This is a genomic window from Agrobacterium sp. D14 (assembly GCF_001526505.1).
GTDB lineage: Bacteria > Pseudomonadota > Alphaproteobacteria > Rhizobiales > Rhizobiaceae > Agrobacterium > Agrobacterium leguminum.
Window position 1 is genome coordinate 143,294 of sequence record NZ_ASXX01000007.1, and the last position, 26,889, is coordinate 170,182.

General features: G+C 60.8%; 27 protein-coding genes and 2 pseudogenes. 14 read left to right on the plus strand and 15 right to left on the minus strand.

Annotated features, from left to right (window positions below; all coding sequences use genetic code 11):
• Positions 1-10: 10 nt before the first annotated feature.
• The 7 genes from L901_RS05935 to L901_RS05965 all read right to left on the minus strand — a co-directional run bounded on the left by L901_RS05935 (position 11) and on the right by L901_RS05965 (position 5,887).
• Positions 11-1,213, minus strand: a complete 1,203-nt coding sequence (locus L901_RS05935) for an MFS transporter (RefSeq protein ID WP_059754414.1) — start codon at positions 1,211-1,213, stop codon at positions 11-13.
• A gap of 1 nt (position 1,214) precedes the next feature.
• Positions 1,215-1,787 carry an NADPH-dependent FMN reductase gene (locus tag L901_RS05940; RefSeq protein WP_059754417.1) on the minus strand — a complete coding sequence of 191 codons (573 nt, stop codon included), beginning with the start codon at positions 1,785-1,787 and terminating at the stop codon, positions 1,215-1,217.
• Between the two features lie 131 nt (positions 1,788-1,918).
• A complete protein-coding gene (locus L901_RS05945; protein WP_059754420.1) occupies positions 1,919-2,830 on the minus strand; it encodes a homocysteine S-methyltransferase family protein in 912 nt (303 codons plus the stop codon).
• Between the two features lie 19 nt (positions 2,831-2,849).
• The gene (locus L901_RS05950; protein ID WP_059754423.1) at positions 2,850-3,539 is read right to left on the minus strand and encodes an ABC transporter permease; all 690 of its coding nucleotides are present in this window, start codon (positions 3,537-3,539) and stop codon (positions 2,850-2,852) included.
• A gap of 12 nt (positions 3,540-3,551) precedes the next feature.
• Positions 3,552-4,274, minus strand: coding sequence for an ABC transporter permease (locus tag L901_RS05955; RefSeq protein ID WP_059754426.1), 723 nt, complete (start codon positions 4,272-4,274; stop codon positions 3,552-3,554).
• Positions 4,275-4,296: 22 nt separating this feature from the next.
• Positions 4,297-5,067 carry a transporter substrate-binding domain-containing protein gene (locus tag L901_RS05960; protein WP_020808862.1) on the minus strand — a complete coding sequence of 257 codons (771 nt, stop codon included), beginning with the start codon at positions 5,065-5,067 and terminating at the stop codon, positions 4,297-4,299.
• A 40-nt stretch (positions 5,068-5,107) separates the two neighbouring features.
• On the minus strand, positions 5,108-5,887 hold the full coding sequence (locus L901_RS05965; RefSeq protein WP_003520563.1) for an ABC transporter ATP-binding protein: 780 nt from the start codon (positions 5,885-5,887) through the stop codon (positions 5,108-5,110).
• A 738-nt stretch (positions 5,888-6,625) separates the two neighbouring features.
• Between L901_RS05965 and L901_RS05970 the strand changes: the two genes are divergently transcribed.
• Positions 6,626-7,696 carry a hypothetical protein gene (locus L901_RS05970; RefSeq protein ID WP_059754429.1) on the plus strand — a complete coding sequence of 357 codons (1,071 nt, stop codon included), beginning with the start codon at positions 6,626-6,628 and terminating at the stop codon, positions 7,694-7,696.
• Positions 7,697-7,736: 40 nt separating this feature from the next.
• Here the strand turns inward: L901_RS05970 and uppG are convergent, their stop codons facing one another.
• Together uppG and uppI are read right to left on the minus strand one after the other, a co-directional pair.
• Positions 7,737-8,816, minus strand: coding sequence for a polysaccharide biosynthesis glycosyltransferase UppG (gene uppG / locus L901_RS05975; protein ID WP_059754431.1), 1,080 nt, complete (start codon positions 8,814-8,816; stop codon positions 7,737-7,739).
• Positions 8,817-8,818: 2 nt separating this feature from the next.
• A complete protein-coding gene (gene uppI, locus L901_RS05980; RefSeq protein ID WP_059754434.1) occupies positions 8,819-9,889 on the minus strand; it encodes a polysaccharide biosynthesis UDP-hexose transferase UppI in 1,071 nt (356 codons plus the stop codon).
• 177 nt (positions 9,890-10,066) lie between these two features.
• Between uppI and uppH the strand changes: the two genes are divergently transcribed.
• Both uppH and uppJ read left to right on the plus strand, forming a co-directional pair.
• The gene (gene uppH / locus L901_RS05985) at positions 10,067-10,978 is read left to right on the plus strand and encodes a polysaccharide biosynthesis endo-1,4-beta-xylanase UppH (RefSeq protein WP_233283546.1); all 912 of its coding nucleotides are present in this window, start codon (positions 10,067-10,069) and stop codon (positions 10,976-10,978) included.
• Between the two features lie 8 nt (positions 10,979-10,986).
• The gene (uppJ, locus tag L901_RS05990) at positions 10,987-11,931 is read left to right on the plus strand and encodes a polysaccharide biosynthesis UDP-hexose transferase UppJ (RefSeq protein ID WP_059754436.1); all 945 of its coding nucleotides are present in this window, start codon (positions 10,987-10,989) and stop codon (positions 11,929-11,931) included.
• Between the two features lie 17 nt (positions 11,932-11,948).
• Here uppJ and L901_RS05995 read toward each other — a convergent pair whose 3' ends face one another.
• Together L901_RS05995 and uppL are read right to left on the minus strand one after the other, a co-directional pair.
• The gene (locus L901_RS05995) at positions 11,949-12,197 is read right to left on the minus strand and encodes a hypothetical protein (RefSeq protein WP_003520570.1); all 249 of its coding nucleotides are present in this window, start codon (positions 12,195-12,197) and stop codon (positions 11,949-11,951) included.
• Between the two features lie 190 nt (positions 12,198-12,387).
• Entirely contained in the window at positions 12,388-13,188 is an 801-nt protein-coding gene (uppL, locus tag L901_RS06000; protein WP_059754439.1) for a polysaccharide biosynthesis UDP-hexose transferase UppL, read from the minus strand.
• Between the two features lie 245 nt (positions 13,189-13,433).
• Here uppL and L901_RS27335 point away from each other — a divergent pair, with 245 nt between their 5' ends.
• Positions 13,434-13,643 (plus strand): hypothetical protein, encoded by a 210-nt coding sequence (locus tag L901_RS27335; protein ID WP_003509414.1) that lies wholly within the window; start codon positions 13,434-13,436, stop codon positions 13,641-13,643.
• Positions 13,644-13,665: 22 nt separating this feature from the next.
• Here L901_RS27335 and uppM read toward each other — a convergent pair whose 3' ends face one another.
• On the minus strand, positions 13,666-15,288 hold the full coding sequence (gene uppM / locus L901_RS06010; protein ID WP_059754617.1) for a polysaccharide biosynthesis protein UppM: 1,623 nt from the start codon (positions 15,286-15,288) through the stop codon (positions 13,666-13,668).
• A gap of 257 nt (positions 15,289-15,545) precedes the next feature.
• On the opposite strand from uppM, the gene uppO reads away from it, so the two are divergent.
• From uppO to L901_RS06025, 3 genes are all read left to right on the plus strand, one after another.
• Positions 15,546-16,961, plus strand: coding sequence for a polysaccharide biosynthesis phosphomannomutase UppO (uppO, locus tag L901_RS06015; protein WP_059754440.1), 1,416 nt, complete (start codon positions 15,546-15,548; stop codon positions 16,959-16,961).
• Positions 16,962-17,094: 133 nt separating this feature from the next.
• Positions 17,095-17,496, plus strand: a complete 402-nt coding sequence (locus L901_RS06020) for a group II truncated hemoglobin (RefSeq protein WP_059754443.1) — start codon at positions 17,095-17,097, stop codon at positions 17,494-17,496.
• Positions 17,493-17,888, plus strand: a complete 396-nt coding sequence (locus L901_RS06025) for a DUF423 domain-containing protein (RefSeq protein ID WP_059754444.1) — start codon at positions 17,493-17,495, stop codon at positions 17,886-17,888. Before L901_RS06020 ends, L901_RS06025 begins: the two co-directional genes overlap by 4 nt.
• A 105-nt stretch (positions 17,889-17,993) precedes the next feature.
• Here the strand turns inward: L901_RS06025 and L901_RS06030 are convergent, their stop codons facing one another.
• The 3 genes and pseudogenes from L901_RS06030 to rutR form a co-directional block, all read right to left on the minus strand.
• A complete protein-coding gene (locus tag L901_RS06030) occupies positions 17,994-18,287 on the minus strand; it encodes a hypothetical protein (protein WP_059754447.1) in 294 nt (97 codons plus the stop codon).
• Positions 18,268-18,591 (minus strand): annotated as a pseudogene (locus L901_RS06035) (DUF2325 domain-containing protein); the annotation flags it as partial. The pseudogene L901_RS06035 and the gene L901_RS06030, both read right to left, overlap by 20 nt.
• A 354-nt stretch (positions 18,592-18,945) precedes the next feature.
• Positions 18,946-19,587, minus strand: a complete 642-nt coding sequence (rutR, locus tag L901_RS06040; RefSeq protein ID WP_003520582.1) for an HTH-type transcriptional regulator RutR — start codon at positions 19,585-19,587, stop codon at positions 18,946-18,948.
• 260 nt (positions 19,588-19,847) lie between these two features.
• On the opposite strand from rutR, the pseudogene L901_RS06045 reads away from it, so the two are divergent.
• The 7 genes and pseudogenes from L901_RS06045 (at position 19,848) to L901_RS06075 (ending at position 26,762) form a co-directional block, all read left to right on the plus strand.
• A pseudogene (locus L901_RS06045) lies at positions 19,848-21,094 on the plus strand (Zn-dependent hydrolase).
• The gene (hydA, locus tag L901_RS06050) at positions 21,091-22,548 is read left to right on the plus strand and encodes a dihydropyrimidinase (protein WP_059754448.1); all 1,458 of its coding nucleotides are present in this window, start codon (positions 21,091-21,093) and stop codon (positions 22,546-22,548) included. The pseudogene L901_RS06045 and the gene hydA overlap by 4 nt, the downstream one beginning before the upstream one ends.
• Positions 22,545-22,988: an NUDIX domain-containing protein gene (locus tag L901_RS06055; RefSeq protein ID WP_059754451.1), complete on the plus strand. Its 444-nt coding sequence runs from the start codon at positions 22,545-22,547 to the stop codon at positions 22,986-22,988. The genes hydA and L901_RS06055 overlap by 4 nt, the downstream gene beginning before the upstream one ends.
• Positions 22,985-23,779: an ABC transporter ATP-binding protein gene (locus L901_RS06060; RefSeq protein WP_003520586.1), complete on the plus strand. Its 795-nt coding sequence runs from the start codon at positions 22,985-22,987 to the stop codon at positions 23,777-23,779. The genes L901_RS06055 and L901_RS06060 overlap by 4 nt, the downstream gene beginning before the upstream one ends.
• 225 nt (positions 23,780-24,004) lie before the next feature.
• Positions 24,005-24,880: an ABC transporter permease gene (locus L901_RS06065; RefSeq protein ID WP_059754454.1), complete on the plus strand. Its 876-nt coding sequence runs from the start codon at positions 24,005-24,007 to the stop codon at positions 24,878-24,880.
• On the plus strand, positions 24,877-25,749 hold the full coding sequence (locus L901_RS06070; protein WP_059754457.1) for an ABC transporter permease: 873 nt from the start codon (positions 24,877-24,879) through the stop codon (positions 25,747-25,749). Before L901_RS06065 ends, L901_RS06070 begins: the two co-directional genes overlap by 4 nt.
• A 20-nt stretch (positions 25,750-25,769) precedes the next feature.
• Complete coding sequence (locus tag L901_RS06075) at positions 25,770-26,762, plus strand: ABC transporter substrate-binding protein (RefSeq protein WP_059754460.1); 993 nt, start codon at positions 25,770-25,772, stop codon at positions 26,760-26,762.
• The last annotated feature ends 127 nt before the right edge of the window (positions 26,763-26,889 follow it).

Consider the following 26,889-nt stretch of genomic DNA (forward strand, 5'->3'; position numbering starts at 1 on the left):
AGACCGGTCGTCAACCACCCGGCGCAAAGGGCCGCGCCCTTCGCGTGGCCGCCCATCGCTGCAAAATGGCGGCCATGACGGCAAGTCCGGCCATGGCGGCGAATATCATGGCGATGTCGCGATAGGCGGCGGCAAAACCGAAGCGGGCAATCCATGGCTGGCTTGCCAGCGGCGAGATGAAATGCCCGAGAAACATCGAAGCGGTGACGATGCCGGCGATACGCCCGCGCAGTCTGAGCGGCGCCAGCATGATGGTGGTGGACATGATGCCCGGCATCACCACGCCGAGGCCAAACCCCACCACCGCAAGCGATGACAGCATGGCGACCAGCCCCTCGGCCATGGCGAGCAACGCAAAACCCGTCGCCATCGACACCAGCCCGGCGGCAATGATGGCGGTCACGCTGGCCCTTGCCCGCAATCGCCCGAAATTGAGCGCCGCCAGCGCCCCGGCCAGATTGAAAATGCCGATGGCGTATCCCGCAATGCTGCCGGAAAACACTCCAAGCTCCCGCAGGAAAAACGGCAATTGCGAGGGAATGGTGTAAAACAGGGCATTGACGAGAAATACCGCCAGCGCCAGCACACCCACCAGCAGCCAGTTGACCGCAAAGTCCTGTTCGCCGCCGGTTTTTATACGGCTGTCGCTTCTGACCGGTTCCGTCAGAAAGAACAGGGCCGCCGGCAGAATGAACAAGGCGACGGCATAGACCGCGAAGGGCGCACGCCAGTGCAGATCCGCCAGCAAACCGCCGGCCACCACAAAAACCACGCCGCCGATCTGGGTAAAAGCCTGTTGCAGGCCGAGATAACGCTCCCGCGCCGGGCCTTCGAAATAATCGCCCACCAGCGCCGTGCCGATCGTCATGATGGCGCCGATCGCCAGCCCCAGAAAGGCGCGCCCGACGAGCAGGCCGACAAGGCTATCGGCAAAAAGGCCAGACATGCCGGAAAGGCTGTAGAGCAGGATCGCGCCGAGCAGCAGCCGCTTGCGGCCGAAGCGATCCGCCAGCACCCCGGCAATGGGCGCGCAGAAAGCCACGAAGACCGAGGGCAATGTCAGCACCATGCGGCTCATGATATCCACATGCGGCGTCGACAGGAAAGTCTGCTCGATGGCTGGCAGCGAAGGTGCGACCGTGGTTCCGGCCATGATGGTGAGCGTGGCGACGAACAGCAGCGTCACTTTCAAGGCGAGGGATTTTTCGGCCATCTCACGCCCCCTTGTAAGGCGTTGCGGACCGCGCCTGCTTCAGCGCACGCGCCCACCAGCCGAGCTTGTTCATCATCGTCTCCAGCGCGCCCGCCGCCGGCGCGCCGGCGTCGAACTGGCCGGCAGCATCGACACGATCCCAGGGATTGGCGAAGCTGACGACATCGCGGATCGTCACCGCATGCAGTTCCGCAAAGACGGGACGAAGCTGCTCGGCGGCGCGCAGGCCGCCGGAAATCCCGCCATAGGACACGAAGGCCACCGGTTTGGCGCCCCATTCGTCATAGGCGGAATCGATCAGCACCTTCAGCGCGCCGGGGTAACTGCGATTATATTCCGGTGTGACGACGATGAAGGCATCGGCGCCATCGAGGCTTTGCCGAAGCTCCCGCACCGCGGCCCGCTCGGGCGCGTGATCCTGCGGCAGATCGAGTTCGCGCGGGTCGATGACCGCAAGCTCCAGTCCCGGCAGGGCCTCGAGCCGCTCCAGCAGCCATTTGCCGATGACATCGCAGAAGCGCGGATTGCGGGCGCTGCCGAAGATGATGCGGATGGAAAGTGTATTGTCGCTCATGGAACGTCCTTCAACAGTGTGTTCCATGTCCTGATAATTCCTCAACTATAGTTGAGGTCAATAGCCGCGCATAAAAAAAGCGGCAGGTTCAAAACCTGCCGCATCCGTCTCTTGCAGTGGCGTGGGGCGCTTCAGGTCGCCGCGCGTCGCAGCGCTGTCGCAACCGTGTGGATATGCGCCGCACCAATGCCGCAGCAGCCGCCGATCATGGTCGCGCCCGCATCCGCCCAGGAGCAGGCAAAACGGGAATAGACATCGCCGGTCAGATCCGCGCGCGTGCCATGCAGCCCTTCATTGGCGGCGGAATCGCCCTGCTCGCCTTCGAAGGCATTGGCATAGACGCCGATTTCCAGCGACACAGCCTTTTCCGCGAAGACGGAGGCGGCCGTCTCGACGGCGGCCTTCATGACTTCCGGCTTGCTGCAATTGAACAGAAGGGCGGCGGCACCCGATTGCGCCGCCCATTCGGCGGCCGCCCTGACCGTTTCACCGGAGCGAAGCGCGGGCTCGCCGCCGGCCGCAGCCGCATCGTCGTTAAGCGTGAAGGAAATCCAGAACGGTTTACCGGTCGCGGCAACGGCCTCGCGCACCGCTTCGCCCTCGGCGATCAGGCTGAGGGTCTCGCCGAGCCAGACATCGACATGGGGCGCGAGATTGTCGACCAGCACCTTCAGATAAGCCTGCACCCGCGTGGCATCGAAATTCTGCGGCTCATAGGAACCGAAGATCGGCGGCAGCGAACCCGCCACCAGCACCTTGCGACCGGAAGCATCCGCCGCCTCGCGCGCCAGCTTGCCCGAAAGGGCGATCAGCGATGCGCCATCCTTCTGGAAACGCTCTTCGCCGATGTGGAAGGGGACGAGCGCATAAGAATTGGTGGTGACGACATCGGCGCCGGCTTCGATGAACTCCGCATGGACCTGCCGCACGATATCGGGCGCGTCGATAAGCGCCAGCGCCGACCATTCCGGCTGTTTCAGCTCGGCCCCGAGCCGCTGCAATTCGCGGCTCATGCCGCCGTCGAGGATACGGATTGTGCTCATGGTCATACTCCCTGAATGTTTATCGCCTGACCGGCACCTGCTGTTCGACAAGGCCGAAACAGCGGGCGATGATGGCGGTGAGAATGAGATAGAAGACGGTGACGACGATCAGCGGTTCATAGACCAGAAGCGTATCCTGCCGCACCTTGTAGGCGACGGCGTAGAGGTCCATTACCGTCACGGTGAAAGCAAGCGGCGTGGCTTTAAGCTGCATCACCACCTCGCCGGCAATGGTCGGCAGCGCGATGCGGATGGCGCGCGGCAGCCAGATGCGGCGAATGAGGGTGAAACGGCCCATGCCGAAAGCCCTGCCCGCCTCCAGCTCGCCTTTCGGCACCGCCAGCAGCGCGCCGCGCAGAACTTCCGCCTCATAGGCCGCATAATTCAGCGTGAAGCTGACGGCTGCAAAGAAGAACCCTTCGCGCAGCACCGGCCACATGAAACTCTGGCGCAGGCCGGGGATCATCGGCAGAAGCGAGCCGACGCCGTAATAAAGCAGCCAGAGCTGGATGAGCAGCGGCGTGCCCCGGAAGAAGGTGCAATAGGCCCGCGCCAGGATTTTCGTCATCCGCCCGCCGCTCACCTGCGCAAACGCAAGCCCGATGGCCAGAAGAAACCCGATGCTGACGGAGATGGCGAGCAGCGCCACCGTCTGCCATGCACCCGAAAGAAGCAGTGGCCAATATTTTGCGACCCATGAAAAATCCATGCCGTCCCCTCCTCAGGCCAGGGCCGGCTGGCCGCGCCGCACGCGGCGTTCGAGCAGCGAAAAAACGAAGTTGGAAACGAGCGTGATGGCGAGATAAAGCATGGCGGCGGCAAGGAAGAACAGGAAATATTGCTTGGTGCTGGCCCCGGCGAGACGCGTCGCGAGTGCCAGTTCCTGATAACCGACGACCGCCACCAGAGCGCTGTCCTTGGTCACCGCAAGCCAGAGATTGCCGAGACCCGGCAAGGCGTTCGGCAAAAGCGCCGGCAAGACCACCCGGCGGAACCGTAAGGCCGGCGACATGCCGAAGGCGCGCGCCGCCTCGATCTGGCCGCTCGGAATGGCAAGGATCGCCCCGCGCAGCACCTCCGTCATATAGGCCCCCTGCACGAAACCCAGAACCGCAACGGCGGCGACGAAACCGTTCACCTCCAGCGGCGGCATGCCGGCCAGCAGCAGCAGCCGGTTGAGGCCGTCAGTCCCGGCATAATAAAGCCCGACGATGAGGATCAGCTCGGGAACCGCACGGATCGCAGTGGTATAGAGGTTGAGCAGCAGGCCAAGCGGCCTGTTGCCCGAAAGCTTGCCGAGCGCCCCGGCCATGCCGATGGCAAGGCCGATCAGATAGGCGCCGGCGGAAATGGCAAGCGTCGACGCCGCACCCTTCAACAGGGTGCCGCCCCATCCCGGAGGATAGGGAGACAGAAGTTGCAACGTGGTTTCAAGGCTTGTCATATGCGTGACCGATCAGACCGAATTACTGCCCGTAAATATTGAAGCTGAAGTACTTCCTGGTGATCTCGTCATATTTGCCGCTGGCGCGCACGGCGGCGATTGCCGCATTCAGCTTGGCCTTGAGTTCGGTGTCTTCCTTGCGCAGGCCGCCCGAAACGCCGAGACCGAGGATTTCCTTGTCGTCGGCGACATCGCCCATGTCGGCGCAGCAATCCTTGCCCGCATCGCTCTTCACGAAAGCGTCGAGAACGATGGAATCGCCGAAGACGTAGTCGATGCGGCCGGCCGCAAGATCCTGAAACGCCTCGTCCAGCGTCTGGTAGGTCTTCTCATCGGCGACACCGGCGAAATATTTCTTGTAATATTCGGACTGGATGGTGGCCACCTGAATGCCGATGGTCTTGCCCTTGACGTCCTCGGCCGTCGCACCCGCCTTTTCGCCCTTGGCGCCGATCAGCTTACTCGGCGTGTTGTAATATTTGTCGGTGAAATCGATGATCTTCTGACGCTCTTCCGTGTTCGACATGGACGACCAGATAACGTCGAATTTCTTCGTCTGCAGCGCCGGGATGAGGCCGTCCCAGGACAGTTCCACGATCGAGCATTTTTCCTTCATTTCCGCGCAGACGGCGTCCATGAGATCGATTTCCCAGCCCTGCCACTTGCCGCTGGCATCCTTGGCGAAGAAGGGCGGATAGGCCTCGTTCATGATGCCGAAGCGCACCTCGGCGCTGGCGGTGAAGGCGGAAAACGCAAATGCCGTTCCGGCAAGCAGCGTGGCGAAGAATTTCATTCAAGTCTCTCCTGTTAAAACGGACTGTCAGGCAAAAGGGTCAATTGGCGAGCGCGCCGGTAAATTCACGGCAGCGGGCGCTCATGGGGTTTCCGAACACCTGCGCCGGCGGCCCCGCCTCCTCCACCCGGCCCTGATGCAGAAACACGACCTGCGAGGATACATCGCGCGCAAAGCGCATTTCGTGGGTAACGAGCAGCATGGTACGGCCTTCCTCGGCCAGATCGCGAATGACCTTCAGAACCTCGCCCACCAGTTCCGGATCGAGCGCCGAAGTGGGCTCGTCGAACAACATCACCGCCGGTTCCATGCAGAGCGCACGCGCAATGGCGGCGCGCTGCTGCTGCCCGCCGGACAGGAATGCCGGATAGGCGTTTTTCTTGTCATAAAGCCCGACCTTATTCAGCAGGGCTTCGGCCTTCTCAACCGCCTCCTGCCGCCTGACGCCGAGAACATGAACGGGCGCCTCGATGACGTTTTCGAGAACGGTGCGATGGGCCCAGAGATTGAAATTCTGGAACACCATGCCAAGGCCGGTGCGCAGTTTTTCCACCTGCCGCCAGCTTTTCGGCACCGCCTTGCCGTCGCGGCCGGTTTTCGTGGCGATTTCCTCGCCATTGACGATGACGCGGCCGCGATCCGGCGTTTCGAGGAAATTCATGCAGCGCAGAAAGGTGCTTTTGCCGGAACCGGAAGACCCGATGATCGAGATGACATCGCCCTTGTGGGCCTGCAAGGAAACGCCCTTCAAAACTTCATGCGTGCCGAAGCTCTTGTGGATGTCATCCGCCTCGAGCGCGCAGGCGCCTGTATCTGCCATCGATTGACCTAGCCGATCCGTTTTTTCAGTGCCGCCGCGCCAATAGCCGGGGTTTCGCGGTGCGACGTGCACAATAACAAAGACTTGAGCCGCGCATGTTTAGCGAAAATAGCCGCAGACGCGCGCAACAATCGGCTCTTTTACATATTTATGACGAAAAATCATTTCAAAATATCATCTGGAGCGAACGCCCTTGCAAGACGTCGGGACGATGCCCGCTCCGCCGCCGGCTCTCTCCGGTTCCCCCTCCGCCACGTCCTCCATGAGGCTGGCCCGCACTAATCCCATTTTTTTGTTATCCGTGATGCACGGGAAGATAGCACCATGATCGCTCACTTTTTTCCCGGAAAATCAAAAGCGAGAGAAAAAGGCAAGACAGTCATTTCCAAAAATTAAACTTCGAAACCCAAAAAAGCATCCACAAAAAATGATCCATATTTCATCCCTCGGTTGCTTACTTAAGTATATTTTGTTAACCTAAAATAATGCAGCGACTTTCAATTAATACATTGATATAAAACAGTTTTATTCTTTTAAGAACATTTCATAGCCGAGCGGATTACCGGTTTTATATCTATATTAAGATATTAAAATATACGCTGCCTATGGTTGATTTCGTCAATGCACAAAAGGTGGGGGCCGACGGTGGACGTTCCGATACACACCCATATGGACGATGGCGATAGCGGTCACTTGACACAACGCCCGGTTCAAATCGGTGTGTCCGGCATTCGCCCCATGCGCAGGGAAGACGTTCCGTCTGTCGAAGCCGTGCTCAACAGCGCTTTCAGGAAAACCGGGCAGGAGCGGAACTTCGATTTCCGCTCCTATATCGAAAAACTGTTTTTCGGCAGTCCCGCCTTCAGTCCGGAAAACGGCAGCGTTGTCTACGATGCCGGGGAGAACGGGGTCACCAGCGTCATTCTCGCCGTGCCCATGCGCTTCGTTGCGAATGGAAAAACCATTACCGCACGGCTGCTCTGCGCCTTCGCATCGGACGGGAAACGCGGCGCACTCGGCGCGGCGCGTCTGTCCCGCGGCATGCGGGCATCCAAACACGACATGTTGTTCTCGGATACGGCTTCACCCGTCAGCGCCGATCACTGGGTGGCGACCGGCGGCAACATGCTGCCGATTGAAAGCCTGCAATGGCACAAGGCGCTCAAGCCCTTCTGCACCATCGCGCTGCGCATGCCGCGCCGTTCCAAACTGGCAAAGACCACGCTGGCGCTCGCCGCGCTCGGATTTATGGATGGAATCCTGCGACGGTGGAAGAAGGGTCTGAGACCGCAGAAGGCCGCCGGCGCTACGGTGAGAACCGTGGATTACGAAACCTTCCGCCGCAGGGCGCTCGCGATGATCGAGCGTTTTTCCATTCGCCCGGAATGGTCTCACGAGGAATTCCACTGGCTGATAGAGATGAGCAGGACCAATGAAAGCCTCGGCGAACTGAAGGGCGTGGTGATCGAGAATGCCGAAGGCCACGCCATGGGCGCTGCGCTGTTTTTCGGCCAGCGGGGGAGAACGGCCTATGTGCTCAATCTCGTCTGCGATGCCGGTTGCGAAAACGATGTGCTCAACACCCTGTTCCGCCATTTCGATGACGAGAACTATGCCCATGTCACCGGCATGGCGCAGCCCTTTCTCATCAACGCGCTTTACCGCCAGAACCACATGAGCTTCCGCCATGACGGTTATTTCTGCATGGCGACGCGCGATGACGCCCTGCGGGAAAGGGCGCTGGCCGGCGACATCTATATTGGCGGACTGTGCTCGGAGAGCTGGAGCAAGCTCATCACCGACTATTGAGCCCCCGCCCCGCCTCACGACGGAAGACGGATCGAAACCTTCAAGCCTTGCTGAACCGCCCGACATTGGCCGAGATGAGATGGCGCAGCGCTTTCGCATAACGTTTGGAGCGTGTCTTGGCCGCCAGCGCGCTGGTCCAGTCCACCATCGACCCGTTAATATCGAAATCGCCGAGCTGGCCCTCGGGAATATCGCCCTTTTCGATGCGCTCGACGATGGAGGCGAGCGCCGCATAAAATTCCGGCGAGCGATAGGGCGGATGCAGTGAATACATGCCCTTGCCCGTGCCGAGAAAATCGAGGCGATAAACACCCGTGCGCATCATGTTCATGCTCAGCACCTCCTCGGCGGGCATCGAGACAGGCTGCTGGTTATAGGCATAGGAGCGGATGCGCCGTTTGACATCGGGCTTGAGCAGTTCCAGCGAGCCGATGCGTTTCGCAAAGCGTTCCATGTCGATCATGAAAAGCCGGGTGGACGCGGTGGCGAAACGCCAGGTGGGAATGCGCGACGGCAGCTTGCGCGGCGCAGGTATGTTCTTCACGCCGGGCATGCCGACATGGCGGGAAATATCCAGATCGCCGCGCACCGTCGGCGGCCCGGAAAAGGGCGTGATGCACAGCGCATCCGGATTGGCCTTCTGAAGCGCGATGGCCTCGCCGAACCAGCTCTGGCTGCCGCCGCCGAACATCATGTCGCTGTCCATATGCAGCACATAACGGGCATTGGCGCGTTTCAGCCCGTAGAAATAGACATGGAAAGGCCCGCCATCGAAAGCCTTGGCGGGATAGGGAATCGGCGAGCGGGGAAAGAAGGTTTCCGTCACGGCGTTGCGCGCCGCATCGCTGTAATCGACGATATCCACATGCAGATGCGGATAATTGGTCTGCATTTCCTCCAGCATGTCGAAGAGACGCTGGCGCGCCGCATCGAAACCGTTGCCCTTGTAGCGGCCGGCCCCCACCTGGCCCGTATCGACGGTGAGGAGAATGCGGTCCACCTGTCCGCCCCAGACCCTGAGCTGATGCGGCAGGGTCAGGGCCGCATGCGGGGCATCGAAGGGATGCAGGTTGATTTGCAGCGCCTTTTGCACGGGAGGAAGCGGCATTTCAGCATTCATAGTCATGCACCACGGTTCCGGAATTCATTGATGATGGCCATCATGGGTTTTTGGTTGAAACTCCAGTCCAGCGGCAGCGGCCGGTTGGCGGTGCCGTCCCGGCGCGGATAGGCCCAGCGGATCCAGCTATATTGATCCGAGATGCCCCATGTGGTGATGGAGGAAAGCGCGCCGCCCGCGGAAGCCGCCTCCAGAAACTCGCGGACCTGGCCGTTGATCAGCATATCGCGCTCGGCCTCCGGTGCGGGCAGCGTCTGGTCCATCACATCCAGCTCCGTCACCAGAACGGCAAGACCGTAACTGCGCATTTCCGCCGCGAAGGCGGCAAGCTCGTCCTTGGCGATCGGCCAGCCGCCGCGCAAATGCCCCTGCAGCCCGACGGCGTTGATCGGCGCGCCCTTCTCCAGCAGTTCGAGAATGAGATTGCGGAAGGCCGCGCGCTTGGCCGGCGATTTCTCGGCGGCAAATTCCACGTCATATTCGTTGAGCACGAGCTGCGCCTTCGGATCGACCGCATGGGCGATCTCGAAAGCCTTCTTGATGGCGTCCGGCCCGGCGCCGTAATACCATGCATCGCGCCGCGCGCGCACATTGCCCGGCACATCGGGGATCGGCTCATTGACCACATCCCAGCTATGGATCACGTCCTTATAACGCTCCATCACCGTGACGATATGGGTCTCCATCAGCTTCTCGACCTTCACGCCGCCGCCGATGCTCGCAAGCCAGGGCGCGTTGGAGGCATACCAGATCAGCGGATGGCCGTGCATGGAAAGCTTGTGCTGACGGGCGAAATTGGCGATTGCATCGGCGGCGGCGAAATCGAACGCCTCCGCCGAAGGCCGCAGGACCTCCCATTTCATTTCGGTAACGGGGGTGATGCGCGAGCAATATTTCACCACCGCCTCGCCGATGCGGCTATCGGCGGTGAGATCCGGCAGGTAAACAGCCGCGCCATAAGGGGCGGTTTTGCTCGCCGCTTTCTTCTGCGCGGCAAAGGCCGGGCCGGCCACGGCATGCAGCAGGCCAGCGCTTGCCGCACCGCCCATAAAATTCCGCCGCCCGATCCGCATGCACCCGCCTCCACAACCTTTATTCCCAAAACATAACATTCCGATCATAGGAAAAGGATATTAAAGATTTGCAAGGTTAACCGACGTTATACCACGTCATAATTGGCCAGACCCGCTTAATGCGGTAGTAACTTCGCTGTGCGAATTCTTGGCCCACGCCGCATGGAGTTTGAAGTCTTGGTTTCCGTTTCGATTGTCATTCCCGTTCGCAATGGCGAGCGTTACATCGTGGAAGCGATCGAAAGCGTGTTGCTGCAGGGCGAGACCATCGGCGAAGTGCTGGTGGTCGATGACGGCTCCACCGACACCACCGCACAAAAGGTAGAAGGTTTTTCCGACCCTCGCGTCAAATTGCTTGCCCGGCCGCAGGGAAGGCAGGGCGTTTCCGCCGTGCGCAATTTCGGCCTGTCGCAGGCGCGCGGCGAGTGGACGATGTTTCTCGATGCCGACGATCGCCTGAAACCGGGCGCCATCGCGGCCCTTTGCGCCGGCATTTCCGGGCCGGATGTCGTCGCCGTCTATGGCGATTACGAGCGCATCGATGAAAACGGCGTCAAGATCGGCCGGCGCAATCTCATTCGCCGCCGGGAAAAACCCGATGGTTTCATTCTCCAGCCGCTGCTCGGCGGCAACTTCATCGTCAATGGCGGCATCATGCTGGTCAGAACCCGCATCTTTCAGGAATTCGGCGGTTTCGACGAGACTTTGCGTTATGCCGAAGACTGGTATGGCTGGTGCCGGCTCGCCGCCGCCGGCCGTTTCGTTTACCTGCCCGGCTGCCATGTGCTGGATTACCGTGTGCACAGGACGAGCGTGATGATGAACCGGCTTTTGACCTTCCGGGATTGCGAACCGGCGATCGAGGCCGTGTTTTCCGACCCGGCCATCGTCGCTGCCGTTTCGCCGCCGGAGCTGCGGCGGCTTCGCCGCCGATCCGAAAACCACATGAATGCCTATACCGTGGCGCAGGCCTTCCGCGCCCGCCGCTACCGCGAGGCCTTTTCGGCGCTGGCCGATACCTTCCTCAATCGCCCGCGCCAGAGCCTCAGGGCCGTCGTTTTTTCCGCCGCAGCGCTTGCCGGAATTTAGGAGTTTCCATGTCCGAGATCATGCCGGAAGCGGTGGTGTGCATTCCGAGTTTCCGCCGCCCGGAAGGCCTGAAAAAGACGCTTCGGTCACTCGCGGCCCAGAAGGTCGATTTTCCCTTCGCCATCGTCGTGGTCGATAATGACGGCGCGGGTCAGGCGGGTCTTGCGGTCGCGCGCGCCTTTTTCGCCGAAAGCGGCATGGCCGGCGAGGCATTGGTCGAACCGACGCAGGGCAATTGTTACGCCATCAACACCGCCTTCCGCACCGCCCGGCAAAGCTATGCTTCGGCTGAGTGGTTCCTGATGATCGATGACGACGAGGCCGCCTCCCCTGTCTGGCTTGCCGAAATGGTTTCGGCCGCGAAATCCTTCGGCGTCGATATCGTCGGCGGCCCGGTCAACCGGGAATTCGACGCACCGGCTTCGAAGGCGGTTCTCTCGCATCCGCTGTTCGGCTCCATCGAAGCGCCGACCGGCCTCGTCGAGCAAATCCACGGATCGGGCAACTGCCTGATCTCACGGCGGGTTTTCGAGACGCTGGCGAAACCGGAATTCGACGTGCGCTTCAACTTCCTCGGCGGCGGCGACATGGATTTCTTCACCCGCTGCCGCAAGGCCGGTTTCAAATTCGCCTGGAATGCGCAGGCGCTCATCATCGAATATGTGCCGGAAAACCGCATGGCGCCGCGCTGGATCATGGAGCGCTCGCTCCGAACCGGCATCATCAATTACAGCATCGACCGCGCCCGACGCCCCGGCCTGAAAGGCGGGCTGCTGCTTGCCGCCAAAAATGCCGTCAGCCTGTGCCTGTCTCTTGTCCGCGCCGTTTCCGCCTTCGTGAAAACCGGAACCCTGCTGCCAGCCACGCATCCGCCGCTGATGTCCATCGGCCGCGTGATGGCGAGCCTCGGCATTACGCTCACGCCCTACAAGGCGCCGGCGAAGAAGAGCTGAAGCGGGATAGTTTCGGCTCAGCTAAGGGTTTTTTGCCTGCCGAGCGAGATCGTATTCGTGAACCGTTTCTGGAAACCGAACGACGACAAGGCCGTCGCGAGGACGAGGAGCGGCACGAGCACCGGCCAGAAGAAACAAAGGACAATGCCGGTGACGCGATAAAAATCCCAGTCCTTGTCGCGGCGGGCGCCTTCGATATAGGTCATGGCGAGAGAGGTAACGGTGCCAATTCCATATATGAAAAGAGAAATGGACGTAATCACCATTGGTGGCCTCAATAAATCTATGATTCGAATAAATTTGTAATATTGATGCAGTGTAGCGCAGATGTTCGCAGTTGCAACGGATTTCAGCGACGCAGCGCATCCATTCAATAAGTTAGGAAAATCTTATATTGTCGGGCGGGAGGCGCAGGCGCGCTTTATTCTTCGCGCAGCAGCAGCTTGTCGCGATGATCTAGCGACCTTGTCCCGAAGCTCCGAAGCGATACTTCAGCAGCGAATATATGGCGATAGGATTGGTCAGCAGGTAACGTTTTCCGAGCCGCTTCGGCTCGAGCATGGCCCGGTAAAGCCATTCCAGCCCCATATCCTGCATCCATTGCGGCGCCCGGCTGTTCTTGCCGGCGAGGAAATCGAAAAGGCCGCCGCAGGTCTTGATCACGGCGATGCCGGAAAGCCTGTCCAGATTGCGCGAGACGAAACGCTGCTCCAGCGGTATGCCGAAGCCAACCCAGAGAATATCCGTCCCGGATGCCGCGATATCGGCGAGGATCGCCTCCTCCTCGGCCCGGCTGAAATAACCGTTGCGCCGCCCCGCAAATATGAGGCGCGGATAAAGCCTCTGCATTTCCTCGACCGCCGCGCGGTTCACCTCTTCGGAGCCGCCGAGGAAATAGAACCGGCTGCCCGTCTCTTCGGCGCGCTTCGCAACGGCATGAACGAGATCCGTGGTCGCAACCCGTTCTCTCAATGCCTTCCGGCAGAATTTGCGGGAAAAGATCACCAGCGACATGCCGTCCGCATGAATCTGGTCCGCCTGCCGCAGCATGGCGTCGAATTCCCTATCGTGATGGCAAAGCGCGATGACCTGACCGTTTGCCGATGTCGAATAAAACGGTCTTGCACCGGCCGCACGCGCCGTCGTCGCGCGCAGGATGAAATCCCGCGCGGTTTCGTCGATAGTCGCGTCGGTAATGGGCAACGCCGCAAGCGGAATAACCGGCCAGACCTGGCCAGTCCCCTCCGCATCCGGCATCTCTCTCCCTGTCATAATCTGTCCGGTGTCCAAGATAGGCATCGTTTCATTGTTATATTCACGCTTATGCTTAGGGTATAAGGCTTCAAACACTACGAAGAACTATCATTAATATTTTTATAAATCCCCGTATGCGGCAGCCATTTTACACGCCTGAAGGTTGTGCGCCACATTTTCCGCCTATTCCGGTTTCTCAGCCGATGGGTTAAGGGACGCGGAAATCAAACCACGGAAGGGCTCCGGCCATGGAAACAATCTCGATCGACAATCGCGGCGATTTCGGCCTCTGGGCGATAGAACGGGCGAAAGAAATCGTCGCCAACGAGGCGTCCGATCTTGCCATTTCGGTTCGCGACGGCGACGAGGCCGGCATTCGCGATGCCGGCAATGCGCTGGGCGCGGCCATCGCCGCCGCGCTGCTCGAGGTTTATGACGGTCTGATTTCGGAAGAATAAGGCGACGCACAGCCGCCTTGTCTTACCGCGCTGTGACATCCGCGTGATCGTCCCGGCGAAGATAACCCCAGAGGCCGAGCGCCACGGCAATTGCCAGACCGAGGAACAGGCCGCCCATACCGCCGGCAATGAGGAACGTCAGCTTGCCGGGCGGCCAGCTTCTGGAATTGGGCGCAACCGGCTGCGAAATCACCCGCACATTGGTGGAATCGATCGACTGCTGTTCGGCAAGCTGGCGCGAGCGGGTGAGATAAGTCTCATAGATCGCCGCCGCCGAGCGGGCGTCACGATCGAGATCACGCAGCCGCACCTGCGCCTCATTGTCGGTAAAGACATTGGCGCGTTCCGCCACCGCTTTCAGCCGCAGGGCATCGAGTGAGGAGCGCGCCTCCGCGACATTGATCTTTGCCGCTTGAAGGATACGCCGCGCCTCATCCGCCATTCCCTGTTCCAGCATCGCCCGCTCCGCACCCGCGGTCGCAAGACGCGGATGGCGCGCGCCATAGGTCAGCGTCATCGCACCGATCTGCTGTTGCAGCGTGCTGTATTGCGCGCGGATCGTATTCATCGTTTGGCTATCGAATATGGCGTCGCTCTGGGTGCGGTTCTGCGCAATCGCCGCCTCCATCTGCTTGAGGCGCGATTCTTCCTGAATGAGGCGCTGCTGGGTCGCAAGCACCTGAGCGTTCAGCTCACCGGAAGCCAGATTGCTGACGAGCTGGCCGTTATTTTCCTGCAGGCCGTTCTCGCGGCGGAAATCGGCCACGCGCTTTTCGGCGGCGGTCACATTCTCGCGCATTTCCTCGAGCCGCTTCCTGAGATCGTCAACGACGCGTTGACTGCTGTCGGAGTTTGTCTGGAACAGTTCGCTTTCGAAAGCCTTCACGATGGCCTTGGAGACAGTCACCGATTTTTCCGCGTCATTGGTCCAGACCGAAAGCGTCACGACAAAGGAGCGCGGGTCGCGTTCCGCCGCCACCCGGTCGCCGAGCGAACGAAGCGCGCCGACGCGGTTGTCGTCATCCTCCGGTTTCGATGAGAACATCGCCTTCAGCCGGGCGAGCGGCGGCGGGCTGATGAATTCAGGGTCCTGATCGAGCTTCAGCTCGTCCACCACCCGCGCCAGCACGTTGCGCGAGGTGATGGTGCGCAACTTGCTTTCCACCTCGAGGATTTGCGTGTCGCGCTGCTGGTTGGGAGAAAACACCCCGTCATTGACGACATTCAGGTTGGAAGGATTGACGACGATATCCGTATAGGCCTTGTAACGCGGCGGCGTCATGGAGGCATAGGTCAGCGCGCCGGCGACGCAGAGAACGATTGCCAGCACGATCCAGACGATGCCTTTGCGAAGCCAGAGGATGATGTCATCCACACCGATCCTGTCGATATGTTTCAGGCCCGGCAGCGCAGCCGCCAGACTGCCGCTCGGCGAAGCCGCCTTCACCGGCGTCTCGGCCGCGGCCGGCTCGGCGACGGTCTTCGCCGGTTTCGGCTCCAGATGCTCCTTCAGCACCGTGCGCTCGAAAACCTCGTCCTCATCCACCAGATCGTCCAGCAGGGAACCATGGGTTCTCGCGGCAGGCGCCGTTTTTTCATCGAGCGGACGTGCCTGCTTATGTTCCGCCTTTTGAAGCCTGTACATCAGCCAATCCAACTCGAACGAACCACAAAAAGGCCGGCAACAGAGGGTTCCCATCGTCGCCAGAGCCGCTATCGACGGACAAGTTTAAATATGACGGGTGAATTTTAGGTTACCCGCATCAGTCCCGCCATCATCGCCTATTCGCGGCCACGTTGAAAGGGATGATTGACTCGAATGGATCGATACGGTTCTTTCAACCGTTATATTTTTGCATTATCCATTTGACCCTCAAAGATTTTATCGAAACGGAGTTTGGAATGAGCCTGAAATTTGGAACGAGCGGCCTTCGCGGCCTCTCCGTCGATCTGAAAGGAAAAGCCTCGGCCGTCTATGCCACGGCATTTGCGAGGCACCTTCTCACATCGGGCCAGGCAAAGGCGGGCGATCCCATTCTCGTCGGCCGCGATTTCCGCGATTCGAGCCCGGATGTTTCCGCCACCTGCATCGCCGCGCTCAAAAAAGCCGGCCTGACCCCGTTCGATTGCGGCACGGTGCCGACACCGGCGCTGGCGCTTTACGGCCTGTCGCTCAAGGCCGGCGCGCTGATGATCACCGGTTCGCATATCCCGGCCGACCGCAACGGCATCAAGTTCTACCGCCCGGACGGTGAAATCGACAAGCAGGACGAGACGGCGATTGCCGCTCTTGCCGCCGAAATCGAAGCGGAAGGCATCAGTGACGAGGCGGCGACCGCCGAGGACCATTCCGCCACCGCAGCCGAACTTTTCTACGAGCGCAATATCGCGCTGCTGCCGGAAAAGGCGCTCTCCGGCCTCAAGATCGGCGTTTACCAGCACAGCACGGTGGCGCGCGATCTCTTTGTCGACGTGCTTGCCCATTATGGTGCGGATGTCGTTCCGCTCGGCCGCTCCGAAACCTTCATCCCTGTCGATACCGAAGCGGTCTCGCCGGAAACGCTGGCCCTTCTCAAAAAATGGTCGCCGGAGCACGGTCTCGACGCCATCGTTTCTGCCGATGGCGACGGCGACCGTCCCCTGCTGACCGATGAAAACGGCGTGCCGCTGCGCGGAGACCTCATCGGCCTGATCACCGCCAATTTCCTCGGCGCCGGCGTGGTCGTCACCCCCGTCACCTCCAATTCCGGCATCGAGGCGAGCGGCTCGTTCGACGTCATCCGCACCAAAGTCGGCTCCCCCTTCGTGATCGCGGGCATGGCTGAGGCGCTCGCCGCCGGCAAGAGCGGTGTCATGGGCTTCGAGGCCAATGGCGGCCTGCTGACGGCCTCCGCCTTCACACTTAACGGCAGGGCGCTTTCGCCGCTGCCGACGCGTGACAGCTTCCTGCCGGTTCTCGCCGTGCTGCTTCTCTCGGCAGAACAGAAAAAGCCGCTGTCGCAGATCGCCGCCGCCTATAACCTGCCGGTCGCCGCCGCCGACCGCCTGGAAAATTTCGCGCAGGAAAAGAGCGCCGCCCTGATGACGCATCTGCGCGCTTCGCGCAGCAATCTCGAGGCATTCCTCGCGCCGGTCGGCACCGTGAAGGCGCTGAGCGACATCGACGGCCTGCGCGTCGCGCTCACCGATGGCAGCACCATCCATTTCCGCCCTTCCGGCAATGCTCCCGAAATGCGCTGCTACGTCGAAGCGGCCAATCAGGACGAGGCCGAAACGCTTCTGAACAAGGGACTCGATCTCATCCGCAATTTTGGGTGACGCCTTGCGCGATGCCGGGCTTGCCCGGCATCTGTCCTCTTTGACCTGTCGCAAATGTCGCACCCCGCCCGTGCCCTGTTGCTCTTCCGGCTCCATGGAGCGATAAGGACCGGAGGGCCACACGAGGCGGATTATGAGCGGCGAGACCATTACCCTTTACGAAGCGATCGGTGGCGATGCGACCGTCAGGGCGCTGACCCGGCGTTTCTATGAATTGATGGACACCCTGCCCGAAGCGGCGCATTGCCGCGCCATCCATCCGGCCGATCTTTCCGGCAGCGAGGCGAAGTTTTACGATTATCTGACGGGATATCTTGGCGGACCGCCCGTCTATGTCGAGAAACACGGCCACCCGATGCTCCGCCGCCGCCACTTCGTCGCCCCCATCGGCCCCGCCGAGCGGGATGAATGGCTGCTCTGCTTCCGCCGCGCCATGGACGAGACCATCGAGAATCCGAAGTTGCGCGAGATCATCTGGACGCCGGTCGAGCGGCTGGCCTTTCACATGCAGAACCAGGAGGCGGACAGCCAATGACCACGCAGAGCGCGACCATCGCAAGCCTGCCCCGCGACAGATTGCGGGCCTTCATTCTGTTGCTGGGCGGCCTGCTGGGCGCGGCCGGCGTCATGCTCGCAGCCGCGGCCACCCATACCGGCGAAACCTATATGCTCGGCAATGCCTCGGCCATGGCGCTGGCGCATGCGCCGGTGCTGGTAGCGCTCCATATTGGCGCGGATCGCATCAGAACCGCCATTCCCGCGGGCCTGATCCTCGGCCTCGGCACCGCGATCTTTGTCGGCGATCTCGTCACCCGCCATTTTTCCGGCCACAGCCTGTTTCCCTACGCCGCACCCACGGGTGGCCTCGGCATGATTGCCGGATGGCTGGTGCTGTGCGCCGGAGCATTTCTGAAGCCGAAGGGTTAGAGCACGTCCGGTTTAAATCGAACCGTCGGACGTGCCCTACATCTTTGTTTTAAGCATTTTCCGGGCGTGAAACCGCTTCGCACTTTGACCGGAAATGCTTCAGCTTTAGCCCTTACGCCGCGTCCAGCGAAACGACAGGATATTGCGGCCCTCTTCGGCCGCCGCGCCGATTTCGAAGGACGGCGTTTCACCGGGCTGGCGGGTGCGCAGATAGGGAAAGGTCACGACATTGCCGCCGCTTCCGGCAAGGCGGTTGCGCCTTTCGCGTTCACCGATGAGTTCATAGATGTCCGGCAACGCCGGATCGGCGGCCTGTTCGGCCATCTTGTGCAGTTCCACACGGCAGGCTTCCGCCGCCGCTGGCACTCCATCCTTAAAATTATTGCGCTCGTCGCTCATCGTTCGAGGTCCGTTCATTCATGGTCTGCAGCGCCCGCTCCAGACTGGATTTGCTGCCGTTGCGCAGCGGAATGAACGTCTTGCCGAATTTTTTGCAACCGGACTTCACCCGCAGACACGCATCGTGGCTGATACAGTCGATGGGGCAGAAAACGCAGTCGACGGAGGGAAGCACGGTATCGATGCGCGAGACGGCCTCACGCAGGCCGCCATCGTGATGAATGAGCTCCGCGCCGAAATTGCTGGCGATCTGGCGAAGATGCGCAACCTGACAGTCACGGCCGCCGACATAAAGAAAGCTTTTCGGACCGGAAAGCTGCTGTTCGGCCACATCCCGCTCAGTCTGGGGAGCGCCCTTGCCCTGCTTGCCGCCGCGTTCGGCCTTCTTCTTTTCCTTGCGTGCCATTCCCTCACCTGCCGGTTGATTTTTCAATGCCCCGGACGTTCGGGATGCCGGCACCATAATAAAGATGAGTTTTGGAGTAAAGTATAAAGGTGATAATTTTCCTCATGTTTCGACATGAAGAATCGATTGCTTAGAGCATTTCCAGGAAAAGTGGACCCGGTTTTCCGTCCGGAAATGCGCCAAAACAAAGAGTTAGAGTGTTTTCGCGATTCGAAGAACGCGAAAACACTCTAGGCGCGAGAATGGTTCCGTTCAGCCGTTTATCCGCAATCCGCCCATGAAAAGCTGCTCCAGATGCCGGGCCGCATCCTCGAAACGGCCCTCGCCGCCATTCTTCTCGCCCAGCACCGCCCGCACCTGCACATCGAAATCCGCATAATGCTGGGTGGTCGACCAGATGGAAAAAATAAGATGATAGGGATCGCATTTGGCCATCCGTCCGGCCTTCACCCAGGCGCGGATGACCTCGGCCTTTTCATCCACCAGTTGTTTCAGCGGCCCCTTCAGCTCATCTTCGATATGCGGCGCGCCCTGCAGGATCTCATTGGCGAACAGGCGGCTTTCACGCGGGAAATCGCGCGACATTTCCAGCTTGCGACGAATATAGGAGCGAATCTCGCTTTCAGGATTTCCCTCGGCATCGAAAGCGCGCAGCGGGTCGAGCCATGTGTCCAGCACCCGCTCGATCAGCGCGCGATGCATCGCCTCCTTGGTGCGGAAATAATAAAGCACGTTCGGTTTCGACATGCCGGCCGCCTCGGCAATCTGGTCTATGGTGGAGCCGCGAAACCCGTTTGTGGAAAAAACACTGAGCGCGGCTTCAAGAATCGCTTCCTGCTTTTCTTCCTGAATGCGGGTCCGCTTCTGTGTTTTCGCTGCGCGCGGTATGGCCATTCTCAGCTCTCTGTTTCTTTTCCATGCAATTGCCGTTACAGTATGCTTAAAAAATAATCTACGCGTACAGTTTAGGCAAAATTACTGCGATTCGTCACGAAAATCCCTTGCTGACGCCACCGCGAATTTGCAATGTTTACCAGCCGGTCAATTTATCCCCCATCGCCATCACAAGGCAATGGCTGTTATCTTAACCGGCAAAAAAGGGAACGGCACAAGCTTTGCTTCGATAAAAACAAAACAGGTGAGGACGACACTTCATGGCGGCGGGTAAGAACTTGACGGTCAATGGCGACCGTCTGTGGGACAGTCTGATGGATATGGCGAAGATTGGCCCCGGCATTGCCGGCGGCAATAATCGCCGCACGCTGACGGATGAGGATGCGGAAGGCCGCCGCCTCTTCCAGCGCTGGTGTGAAGCGGCCGGGCTGACGATGGGCGTCGACCGCATGGGCACCATGTTCGCCACCCGCCCCGGCGAGGACCCGGACGCGCTTCCCGTTTATATCGGCAGCCACCTCGACACCCAGCCGACCGGCGGCAAATTTGATGGCGTGCTCGGCGTATTGGCCGGGCTGGAAGTGGTGCGCAGCCTGAACGACCTCAATATCAAGACCAAACATCCGATCACGGTCACCAACTGGTCAAACGAGGAAGGCGCGCGCTTTGCCCCGGCCATGCTGGCCTCCGGCGTCTTCGCCGGCATTCACGATCTCGATTATGCCTATGGCCGCACCGATACCGACGGCAAGACCTATGGCGAAGAGCTGAAGCGCATCGGCTGGCTGGGCGAGGAAGAGGTGGGCGCGCGCAAAATGCACGCCTATTTCGAATATCACATCGAACAGGGGCCGATCCTGGAAGCGGAAAGCAAACGGATCGGCGTCGTCACCCATTGCCAGGGCTTGTGGTGGCGGAAGTGACGCTGACCGGCAAGGAAGCCCATACCGGCTCCACCCCGATGACCATGCGCGTCAATGCCGGCCTTGCCGCCGCCTGCATTCTCGAAAAGGTGCAGGAAGTGGCCATGGCCCACCAGCCGGGTGCGGTGGCCGGCGTCGGCCAGATGATCTTCACACCCAATTCCCGCAATGTGCTGCCCGGCAAGGTGGTCTTCACCATCGACCTCAGAACCCCCTCACAGGCGAAACTCGACAGCATGCGCGCCATCTTCGAACGCGAGGTGCCGCAGATCGCCGAAGAACTCGGCGTCGGCTGCTCGATCGAAGCCATCGGCCATTTCGATCCCGTCACCTTCGATCCGGTTCTGGTCGGGCGCGTGCGCTCTGCCGCCGAAAAACTCGGCTACAGCCACATGGACATCATCTCCGGCGCCGGCCACGATGCCTGCTGGACGGCACGGGTCGCCCCCTCCACCATGATCTTCTGCCCCTGCGTGGACGGGCTTTCCCACAATGAGGCCGAGGAGATTTCGCCGGAATGGGCCGCCGCCGGCTGCGATGTGCTGCTGCATGCGGTGCTCGAGACTGCGGAGATCGTGGAATGACCGCCACCATCATCAAGAACGGCACCATCGTCACCGCCGACCTCACCTATAAGGCCGATGTGAAGATAGAAGGCGGCAGGATCACCGAGATCGGGCCCGATCTGAGCGGCGGCACGGTACTCGATGCCACCGGATGTTATGTCATGCCCGGCGGCATCGATCCGCATGTGCATCTGGAAATGCCCTTCATGGGCACCTATTCCGCCGATGACTTCGAGAGCGGCACGCGCGCGGCGCTTGCCGGCGGCACGACCATGGTGGTGGATTTCTGCCTGCCGGAGCCCGGCCAGTCGCTTCTTGATGCCCTGCAGCGATGGGACAACAAGGCGACGCGGGCCAATTGCGATTATTCCTTCCACATGGCCGTCACCTGGTGGGGCGAGCAGGTCTTCAACGAGATGAAGACGGTGGTTCGGGAAAAGGGCATCAACTCCTTCAAGCACTTCATGGCCTATAAGGGCGCTTTGATGGTGAATGACGACGAGATGTTCGCCTCCTTCTCGCGCTGCGCCGAACTGGGCGCCATCCCCTTCGTGCATGCGGAAAACGGCGATATCGTCGCGCAGATGCAGGAAAAGCTGATGGCGGAAGGCAATGTCGGGCCGGAGGCGCATGCCTATTCCCGCCCGCCCTCGGTGGAGGGCGAGGCCACCAACCGCGCCATCATCATCGCCGATATGGCGGGTGCGCCGCTTTATGTCGTCCACACCTCCTGCGAACAGGCGCATGAAGCGATCCGCCGCGCCCGGCAAAACGGCATGCGGGTCTATGGCGAACCGCTGATCCAGCACCTGATCCTCGATGAAAGCGAATATGCCAATGCCGACTGGGATCACGCCGCCCGCCGGGTGATGTCGCCGCCCTTCCGCAACCGGCAGCATCAGGACAGCCTCTGGGCGGGTCTCGCCTCCGGCTCGCTGCAATGCGTGGCGACCGACCATTGCGCCTTCACCACCGAGCAGAAACGTTTCGGCCTTGGAGATTTCCGCAGGATTCCGAACGGCACCGGCGGGCTGGAAGATCGCATGCCGCTGCTCTGGACCCATGGCGTGGCGACCGGCCGGCTGACGATGAACGAATTCGTCGCCGTCACCTCCACCAACATCGCCAAGATCCTCAACATCTATCCCAGAAAGGGCGCGATCCTCGTCGGCAGCGATGCCGATATCGTCGTCTGGGATCCGGCGCTGGAAAAAACCATCAGCGCGGCGAGCCAGCAATCGGCCATCGATTACAACGTGTTCGAAGGCCAGAAGGTCAAAGGCCTGCCGCGCTACACCCTGTCGCGCGGTCTCGTCAGCATCGAGGAGGCCACCATCGAAACGCAGCCGGGCCACGGCCAGTTCATCGCCCGCGATCCCTATCCCGCCGTCAGCCGGGCGCTTTCCACCTGGAAGGAACTCGTCGCGCCGCGCAAGGTGGAGCGCAGCGGCATTCCGGCATCGGGTGTATGACCGTGAGCGCCGGGCCGAAACGCGAAATCGTCATCGCCGCAGCCGTTCTCCTCAATGAGCGGCGACAAATGCTTGTCGTGCGCAAGCGCGGCACCACGCAATTCATGCAGCCGGGCGGCAAGATCGATCCGGGCGAAACGCCGGAACAGGCGCTTCACCGCGAACTTGCCGAGGAAATCGGCCTGACGCTGCCCGAAAATGCCGCCCGTTATGAAGGCGTCTTTCGCGAGGAGGCCGCCAATGAGACGGGGGCCGACGTCGTCGCCCATACATTCATCGCGAGGCTTCATGCCGATGTCGCCCCGCAGGCGGAAATAGAGGAAGTGCGCTGGCTCGATCTCGACCGCCACCCCGGCATAACGATCGCAAGGCTTACGGAAACCCAAATGCTGCCGCTGGCGCGCGCGGCCCTGACGGAAAGCGAAACCAAGCCCAGATGAACCAGGCCTCCCCCTATTCCGTCGTTTCCGCCAGAAATCTCGGCCTCACCTTTGAAACGGGCGATGGCCCGGTGCACGCGCTCTCCAATGTCGACCTGGAGGTCGGCAAGGGCGATTTCGTCTCCTTCATCGGCCCTTCCGGCTGCGGCAAGACCACCTTCCTGCGGGTCATCGCCGATCTGGAAAAACACACATCCGGCGACATCACCGTCAACGGCACGACGCCGGAAAACGCCCGCCGGGACCGCTCTTACGGTTACGTTTTTCAGGCCGCCGCCCTTTATCCATGGCGCAGCATCGAAAAGAACATCGCCCTGCCGCTCGAAATCATGGGCTATACCAAGGCCGAGCAGCGCGAGCGCATCGAGCGCACGCTCGATCTCGTCAATCTCAACGGTTTCGGCAAGAAATATCCCTGGCAGCTTTCCGGCGGCATGCAGCAGCGCGCCTCCATCGCCCGCGCGCTCGCCTTCGATGCCGACCTGCTGTTGATGGACGAGCCCTTCGGCGCGCTGGACGAGATCGTTCGCGATCACCTCAACGAACAGCTTCTGAAACTCTGGGATACGACCGGCAAGACCATCTGCTTCGTCACCCATTCCATTCCCGAAGCGGTCTATCTCTCGACCAAGATCGTCGTCATGTCGCCCCGGCCGGGCCGGGTGACGGATGTGATCACATCGACGCTACCACGGGAAAGGCCGCTGGAGATTCGCGAGACACCGGAATTCCTGGCGATTGCGCATCGGGTGCGTGAGGGGCTGAAGGCGGGGCATAGCTATGAGGGGTGATTTTCGATGCACGCTCATTGCGAGAGGCTTTACCCCCCTCTGCCCTGCCGGGCATCTCCTCCTCAAGGGGGGAGATCGGCAAGACGCGATTTCGCCACTCCATTCTCAAGCTTTCAGATGGACGAGAACTCACCACGAGTCGATCTCCCCCCTTGAGGGGGAGATGTCCGGCAGGACAGAGGGGGGTAAGCCGCACCCTCGGATTGAGCGGCGGAGCGAAAACCCATGACCCTCCTCCGCCACCGCATCCTCCCCATCCTCACCGTCCTCCTCGCCATCCTCATCCTCTGGCACCTCGCGGTCGTTTACCTCAACATGCCCTTCGCCCGCGACCAGGCCACCCGCGCCGGTCAAACGCCGGGCTTCTTCGAACTCCTGCCGCAAACCTTCGCCCAGGAGCGCCCGGTTCTCCCCGCCCCGCACCAGATTGCCGCCGAACTGTGGGACACCACGGTCAACAAGGCCATCACCTCCAAGCGCAGCCTCATCTATCACGCCGGCGTCACGCTCTCGGCCACCCTGCTCGGTTTCGCCATCGGCGCGGTACTCGGCATCCTGCTTGCCGTCGCCATCGTGCATAACCGCGCCATGGACCGCTCCGTCATGCCGTGGATCATCGCCAGCCAGACCATCCCGATCCTCGCCGTCGCGCCGATGATCATCGTCGTCCTGAACTCCATCGGTATTTCCGGGCTGCTGCCGAAGGCGCTGATCTCCACCTATCTTTCCTTCTTCCCCATCGTCGTCGGCATGGTGAAGGGTCTCAGAAGCCCGGAAACCATCCAGCTCGACCTGATGCACACCTATAATGCCTCGCCCGGCCAGATATTCTGGAAGCTGCGCTGGCCCGCAGCGCTGCCCTATCTCTTCACCTCGCTGAAGATCGCCGTCGCCATCGCATTGGTCGGCGCCATCGTCGGTGAATTGCCGACGGGCGCCGTTGCCGGGCTCGGCGCGCGCCTGCTTTCCGGCTCCTATTACGGCCAGACGGTGCAGATATGGGCGGCGCTGTTCATGGCCGCCGGTGTGGCTGCCCTTCTCGTATCCATCATCGGCATCGCCCATGCCGCCGTCCTCAAGAGAATGGGAGCCCGGCCATGACCCATCCCGGCTGGTTTTTCGGCGCGATCCTGTTCTGGCTTGCCGCCTGGGCCTTCAACGAATGGCTGGTGCGCCGCCGTTTCTCCACACCAGCGGCAAAACGCATCGGCCGCATCGCCGTGCCGCTCCTCTTCGGGCTGGCCATCCTCGCGCTCTGGGAAGGCGTGGTGAGAGGTTTTTCCGTGCCGCCCATCCTGCTGCCGGCCCCAAGCGCCATCGTCGCACGGCTCGCCGGCTCCCTGCCGATCCTCTGGGCCGATTTCCGCCAGACCTTCATCAAATCGGTACTGACGGGCTATGTGCTGGGCTGCGGCCTCGGTTTCCTCGTCGCCATTCTCATCGACCGGTCGCCTTTCCTCCAGCGCGGGCTGCTGCCCATCGGCAATTTCGTCTCGGCTCTGCCGGTCGTCGGCATCGCGCCGATCATGGTCATGTGGTTCGGCTTCGACTGGCAGTCGAAAGTCGCCGTCGTCGTCATCATGACCTTCTTCCCCATGCTGGTGAACACGGTTCAGGGGCTTGCCGCTTCCAGCCACATGGAACGCGACCTGATGCGTACCTATGCCGCCGGCTGGTGGCAGACATTGCTGAAACTGCGCCTGCCCGCCGCCTGGCCCTTCATCTTCAACGCGCTGAAGATCAATTCCACGCTGGCGCTGATCGGCGCCATCGTCGCGGAATTCTTCGGCACGCCCATCGTCGGCATGGGTTTCCGCATCTCGGCGGAAATGGGCCGCAGCAATGTCGATATGGTCTGGGCCGAAATCGCGGTCGCCGCGCTCGCCGGCTCCGGCTTTTATGGTCTCGTGGCGCTCGCGGAGCGGGCCGTCACCTTCTGGCATCCGTCCGTCCGTGGGGGACGAACGTAATAACGAAAAAGGGAACAGCGATGAAAATGAAACTTGCATCCATGCTTCTTGCCGGCGCGTCACTCCTGACCGCATTCGGAGCGCAGGCCGCCGACAAGATCACCCTTCAACTCAAATGGGTCACCCAGGCGCAGTTCGCCGGATATTACGTCGCCAAGGACAAGGGTTTTTACGAAGCCGAAGGCCTCGATGTCGACATCAAGCCCGGCGGACCGGACATTGCGCCCGCGCAGGTTCTGGCCGGCGGCGGTGCAGACGTCATCGTCGACTGGATGCCATCCGCACTCGCCACCCGCGAAAAGGGCGTGCCGCTGGTCAATATCGCCCAACCGTTCAAATCGTCAGGCATGATGCTGACCTGCCTGAAAGAAACCGGCATCACCAAGCCGGAAGATTTCAAGGGCAAGACGCTGGGCGTCTGGTTCTTCGGCAATGAATATCCGTTCCTGTCCTGGATGGCGCACCTGAAAATCCCGACCACCGGCGGTGCGGACGGCGTGACTGTTCTCAAACAGGGCTTCAATGTCGATCCGCTGCTACAGAAACAGGCCGCCTGCATTTCCACCATGACCTATAATGAATATTGGCAGGTCATCGATGCCGGCATCAAGCCGGAGGAACTCGTCACCTTCAAATACGAGGCGGAGGGCGTGGCGACGCTGGAAGACGGGCTTTACGTTCTGGAAGACAAGCTGAAAGACGCCAAGTTCAAGGAAGACATGGTGAAATTCGTCCGCGCTTCCATGAAGGGCTGGAAATGGGCGGAAGAAAACCCTGACGACGCCGCCGATATCGTTCTCGAAAACGACGCCTCCGGCGCCCAGACCGAAAAACACCAGAAGCGCATGATGGGCGAAGTGGCAAAACTGACCGCCGGCTCGAAGGGCGCACTCGACAAGGCGGACTATGACCGTACCGTCAAGACGCTGCTGGGCGGCGGCTCCGATCCGGTCATCACCAAGGAACCGACAGGCGCCTTCACCACCGAAATCACCGATGCGGCGCTGAAATAGTTCGAAGTGACGCCTAGATAATGGAGCGCGCGGGAGGTCCGCGCGTTCTGATTTATGATTGGTACCAAGGCGCCAATTCTCTCGACGTCATCCTTGGGCTTGTCCCAAGGATCTAACCACGTCAACA

Excerpts from the sequence above, each read along its gene's own strand:
- L901_RS06065 (WP_059754454.1), top strand. The coding sequence starts at position 24,005 with ATGACCCTCCTCCGCCACCGCATCCTCCCCATCCTCACCGTCCTCCTC.
- L901_RS05945 (WP_059754420.1), bottom strand. The coding sequence starts at position 2,830 with ATGAGCACAATCCGTATCCTCGACGGCGGCATGAGCCGCGAATTGCAG.
- L901_RS06025 (WP_059754444.1), top strand. The coding sequence starts at position 17,493 with ATGACCACGCAGAGCGCGACCATCGCAAGCCTGCCCCGCGACAGATTG.
- L901_RS06020 (WP_059754443.1), top strand. The coding sequence starts at position 17,095 with ATGAGCGGCGAGACCATTACCCTTTACGAAGCGATCGGTGGCGATGCG.
- L901_RS05940 (WP_059754417.1), bottom strand. The coding sequence starts at position 1,787 with ATGAGCGACAATACACTTTCCATCCGCATCATCTTCGGCAGCGCCCGC.
- hydA (WP_059754448.1), top strand. The coding sequence starts at position 21,091 with ATGACCGCCACCATCATCAAGAACGGCACCATCGTCACCGCCGACCTC.
- L901_RS06030 (WP_059754447.1), bottom strand. The coding sequence starts at position 18,287 with ATGAGCGACGAGCGCAATAATTTTAAGGATGGAGTGCCAGCGGCGGCG.
- L901_RS05950 (WP_059754423.1), bottom strand. The coding sequence starts at position 3,539 with ATGGATTTTTCATGGGTCGCAAAATATTGGCCACTGCTTCTTTCGGGT.
- uppI (WP_059754434.1), bottom strand. The coding sequence starts at position 9,889 with ATGCGGATCGGGCGGCGGAATTTTATGGGCGGTGCGGCAAGCGCTGGC.
- L901_RS05970 (WP_059754429.1), top strand. The coding sequence starts at position 6,626 with ATGCGCAGGGAAGACGTTCCGTCTGTCGAAGCCGTGCTCAACAGCGCT.
- uppO (WP_059754440.1), top strand. The coding sequence starts at position 15,546 with ATGAGCCTGAAATTTGGAACGAGCGGCCTTCGCGGCCTCTCCGTCGAT.
- L901_RS06075 (WP_059754460.1), top strand. The coding sequence starts at position 25,770 with ATGAAAATGAAACTTGCATCCATGCTTCTTGCCGGCGCGTCACTCCTG.
- uppJ (WP_059754436.1), top strand. The coding sequence starts at position 10,987 with ATGTCCGAGATCATGCCGGAAGCGGTGGTGTGCATTCCGAGTTTCCGC.
- L901_RS06070 (WP_059754457.1), top strand. The coding sequence starts at position 24,877 with ATGACCCATCCCGGCTGGTTTTTCGGCGCGATCCTGTTCTGGCTTGCC.
- uppM (WP_059754617.1), bottom strand. The coding sequence starts at position 15,288 with ATGTACAGGCTTCAAAAGGCGGAACATAAGCAGGCACGTCCGCTCGAT.
- L901_RS05955 (WP_059754426.1), bottom strand. The coding sequence starts at position 4,274 with ATGACAAGCCTTGAAACCACGTTGCAACTTCTGTCTCCCTATCCTCCG.
- rutR (WP_003520582.1), bottom strand. The coding sequence starts at position 19,587 with ATGGCCATACCGCGCGCAGCGAAAACACAGAAGCGGACCCGCATTCAG.
- L901_RS05935 (WP_059754414.1), bottom strand. The coding sequence starts at position 1,213 with ATGGCCGAAAAATCCCTCGCCTTGAAAGTGACGCTGCTGTTCGTCGCC.
- L901_RS06055 (WP_059754451.1), top strand. The coding sequence starts at position 22,545 with ATGACCGTGAGCGCCGGGCCGAAACGCGAAATCGTCATCGCCGCAGCC.
- uppG (WP_059754431.1), bottom strand. The coding sequence starts at position 8,816 with ATGAATGCTGAAATGCCGCTTCCTCCCGTGCAAAAGGCGCTGCAAATC.
- L901_RS05960 (WP_020808862.1), bottom strand. The coding sequence starts at position 5,067 with ATGAAATTCTTCGCCACGCTGCTTGCCGGAACGGCATTTGCGTTTTCC.
- L901_RS06060 (WP_003520586.1), top strand. The coding sequence starts at position 22,985 with ATGAACCAGGCCTCCCCCTATTCCGTCGTTTCCGCCAGAAATCTCGGC.
- uppL (WP_059754439.1), bottom strand. The coding sequence starts at position 13,188 with ATGCCGGATGCGGAGGGGACTGGCCAGGTCTGGCCGGTTATTCCGCTT.
- L901_RS05965 (WP_003520563.1), bottom strand. The coding sequence starts at position 5,887 with ATGGCAGATACAGGCGCCTGCGCGCTCGAGGCGGATGACATCCACAAG.
- L901_RS27335 (WP_003509414.1), top strand. The coding sequence starts at position 13,434 with ATGGAAACAATCTCGATCGACAATCGCGGCGATTTCGGCCTCTGGGCG.
- L901_RS05995 (WP_003520570.1), bottom strand. The coding sequence starts at position 12,197 with ATGGTGATTACGTCCATTTCTCTTTTCATATATGGAATTGGCACCGTT.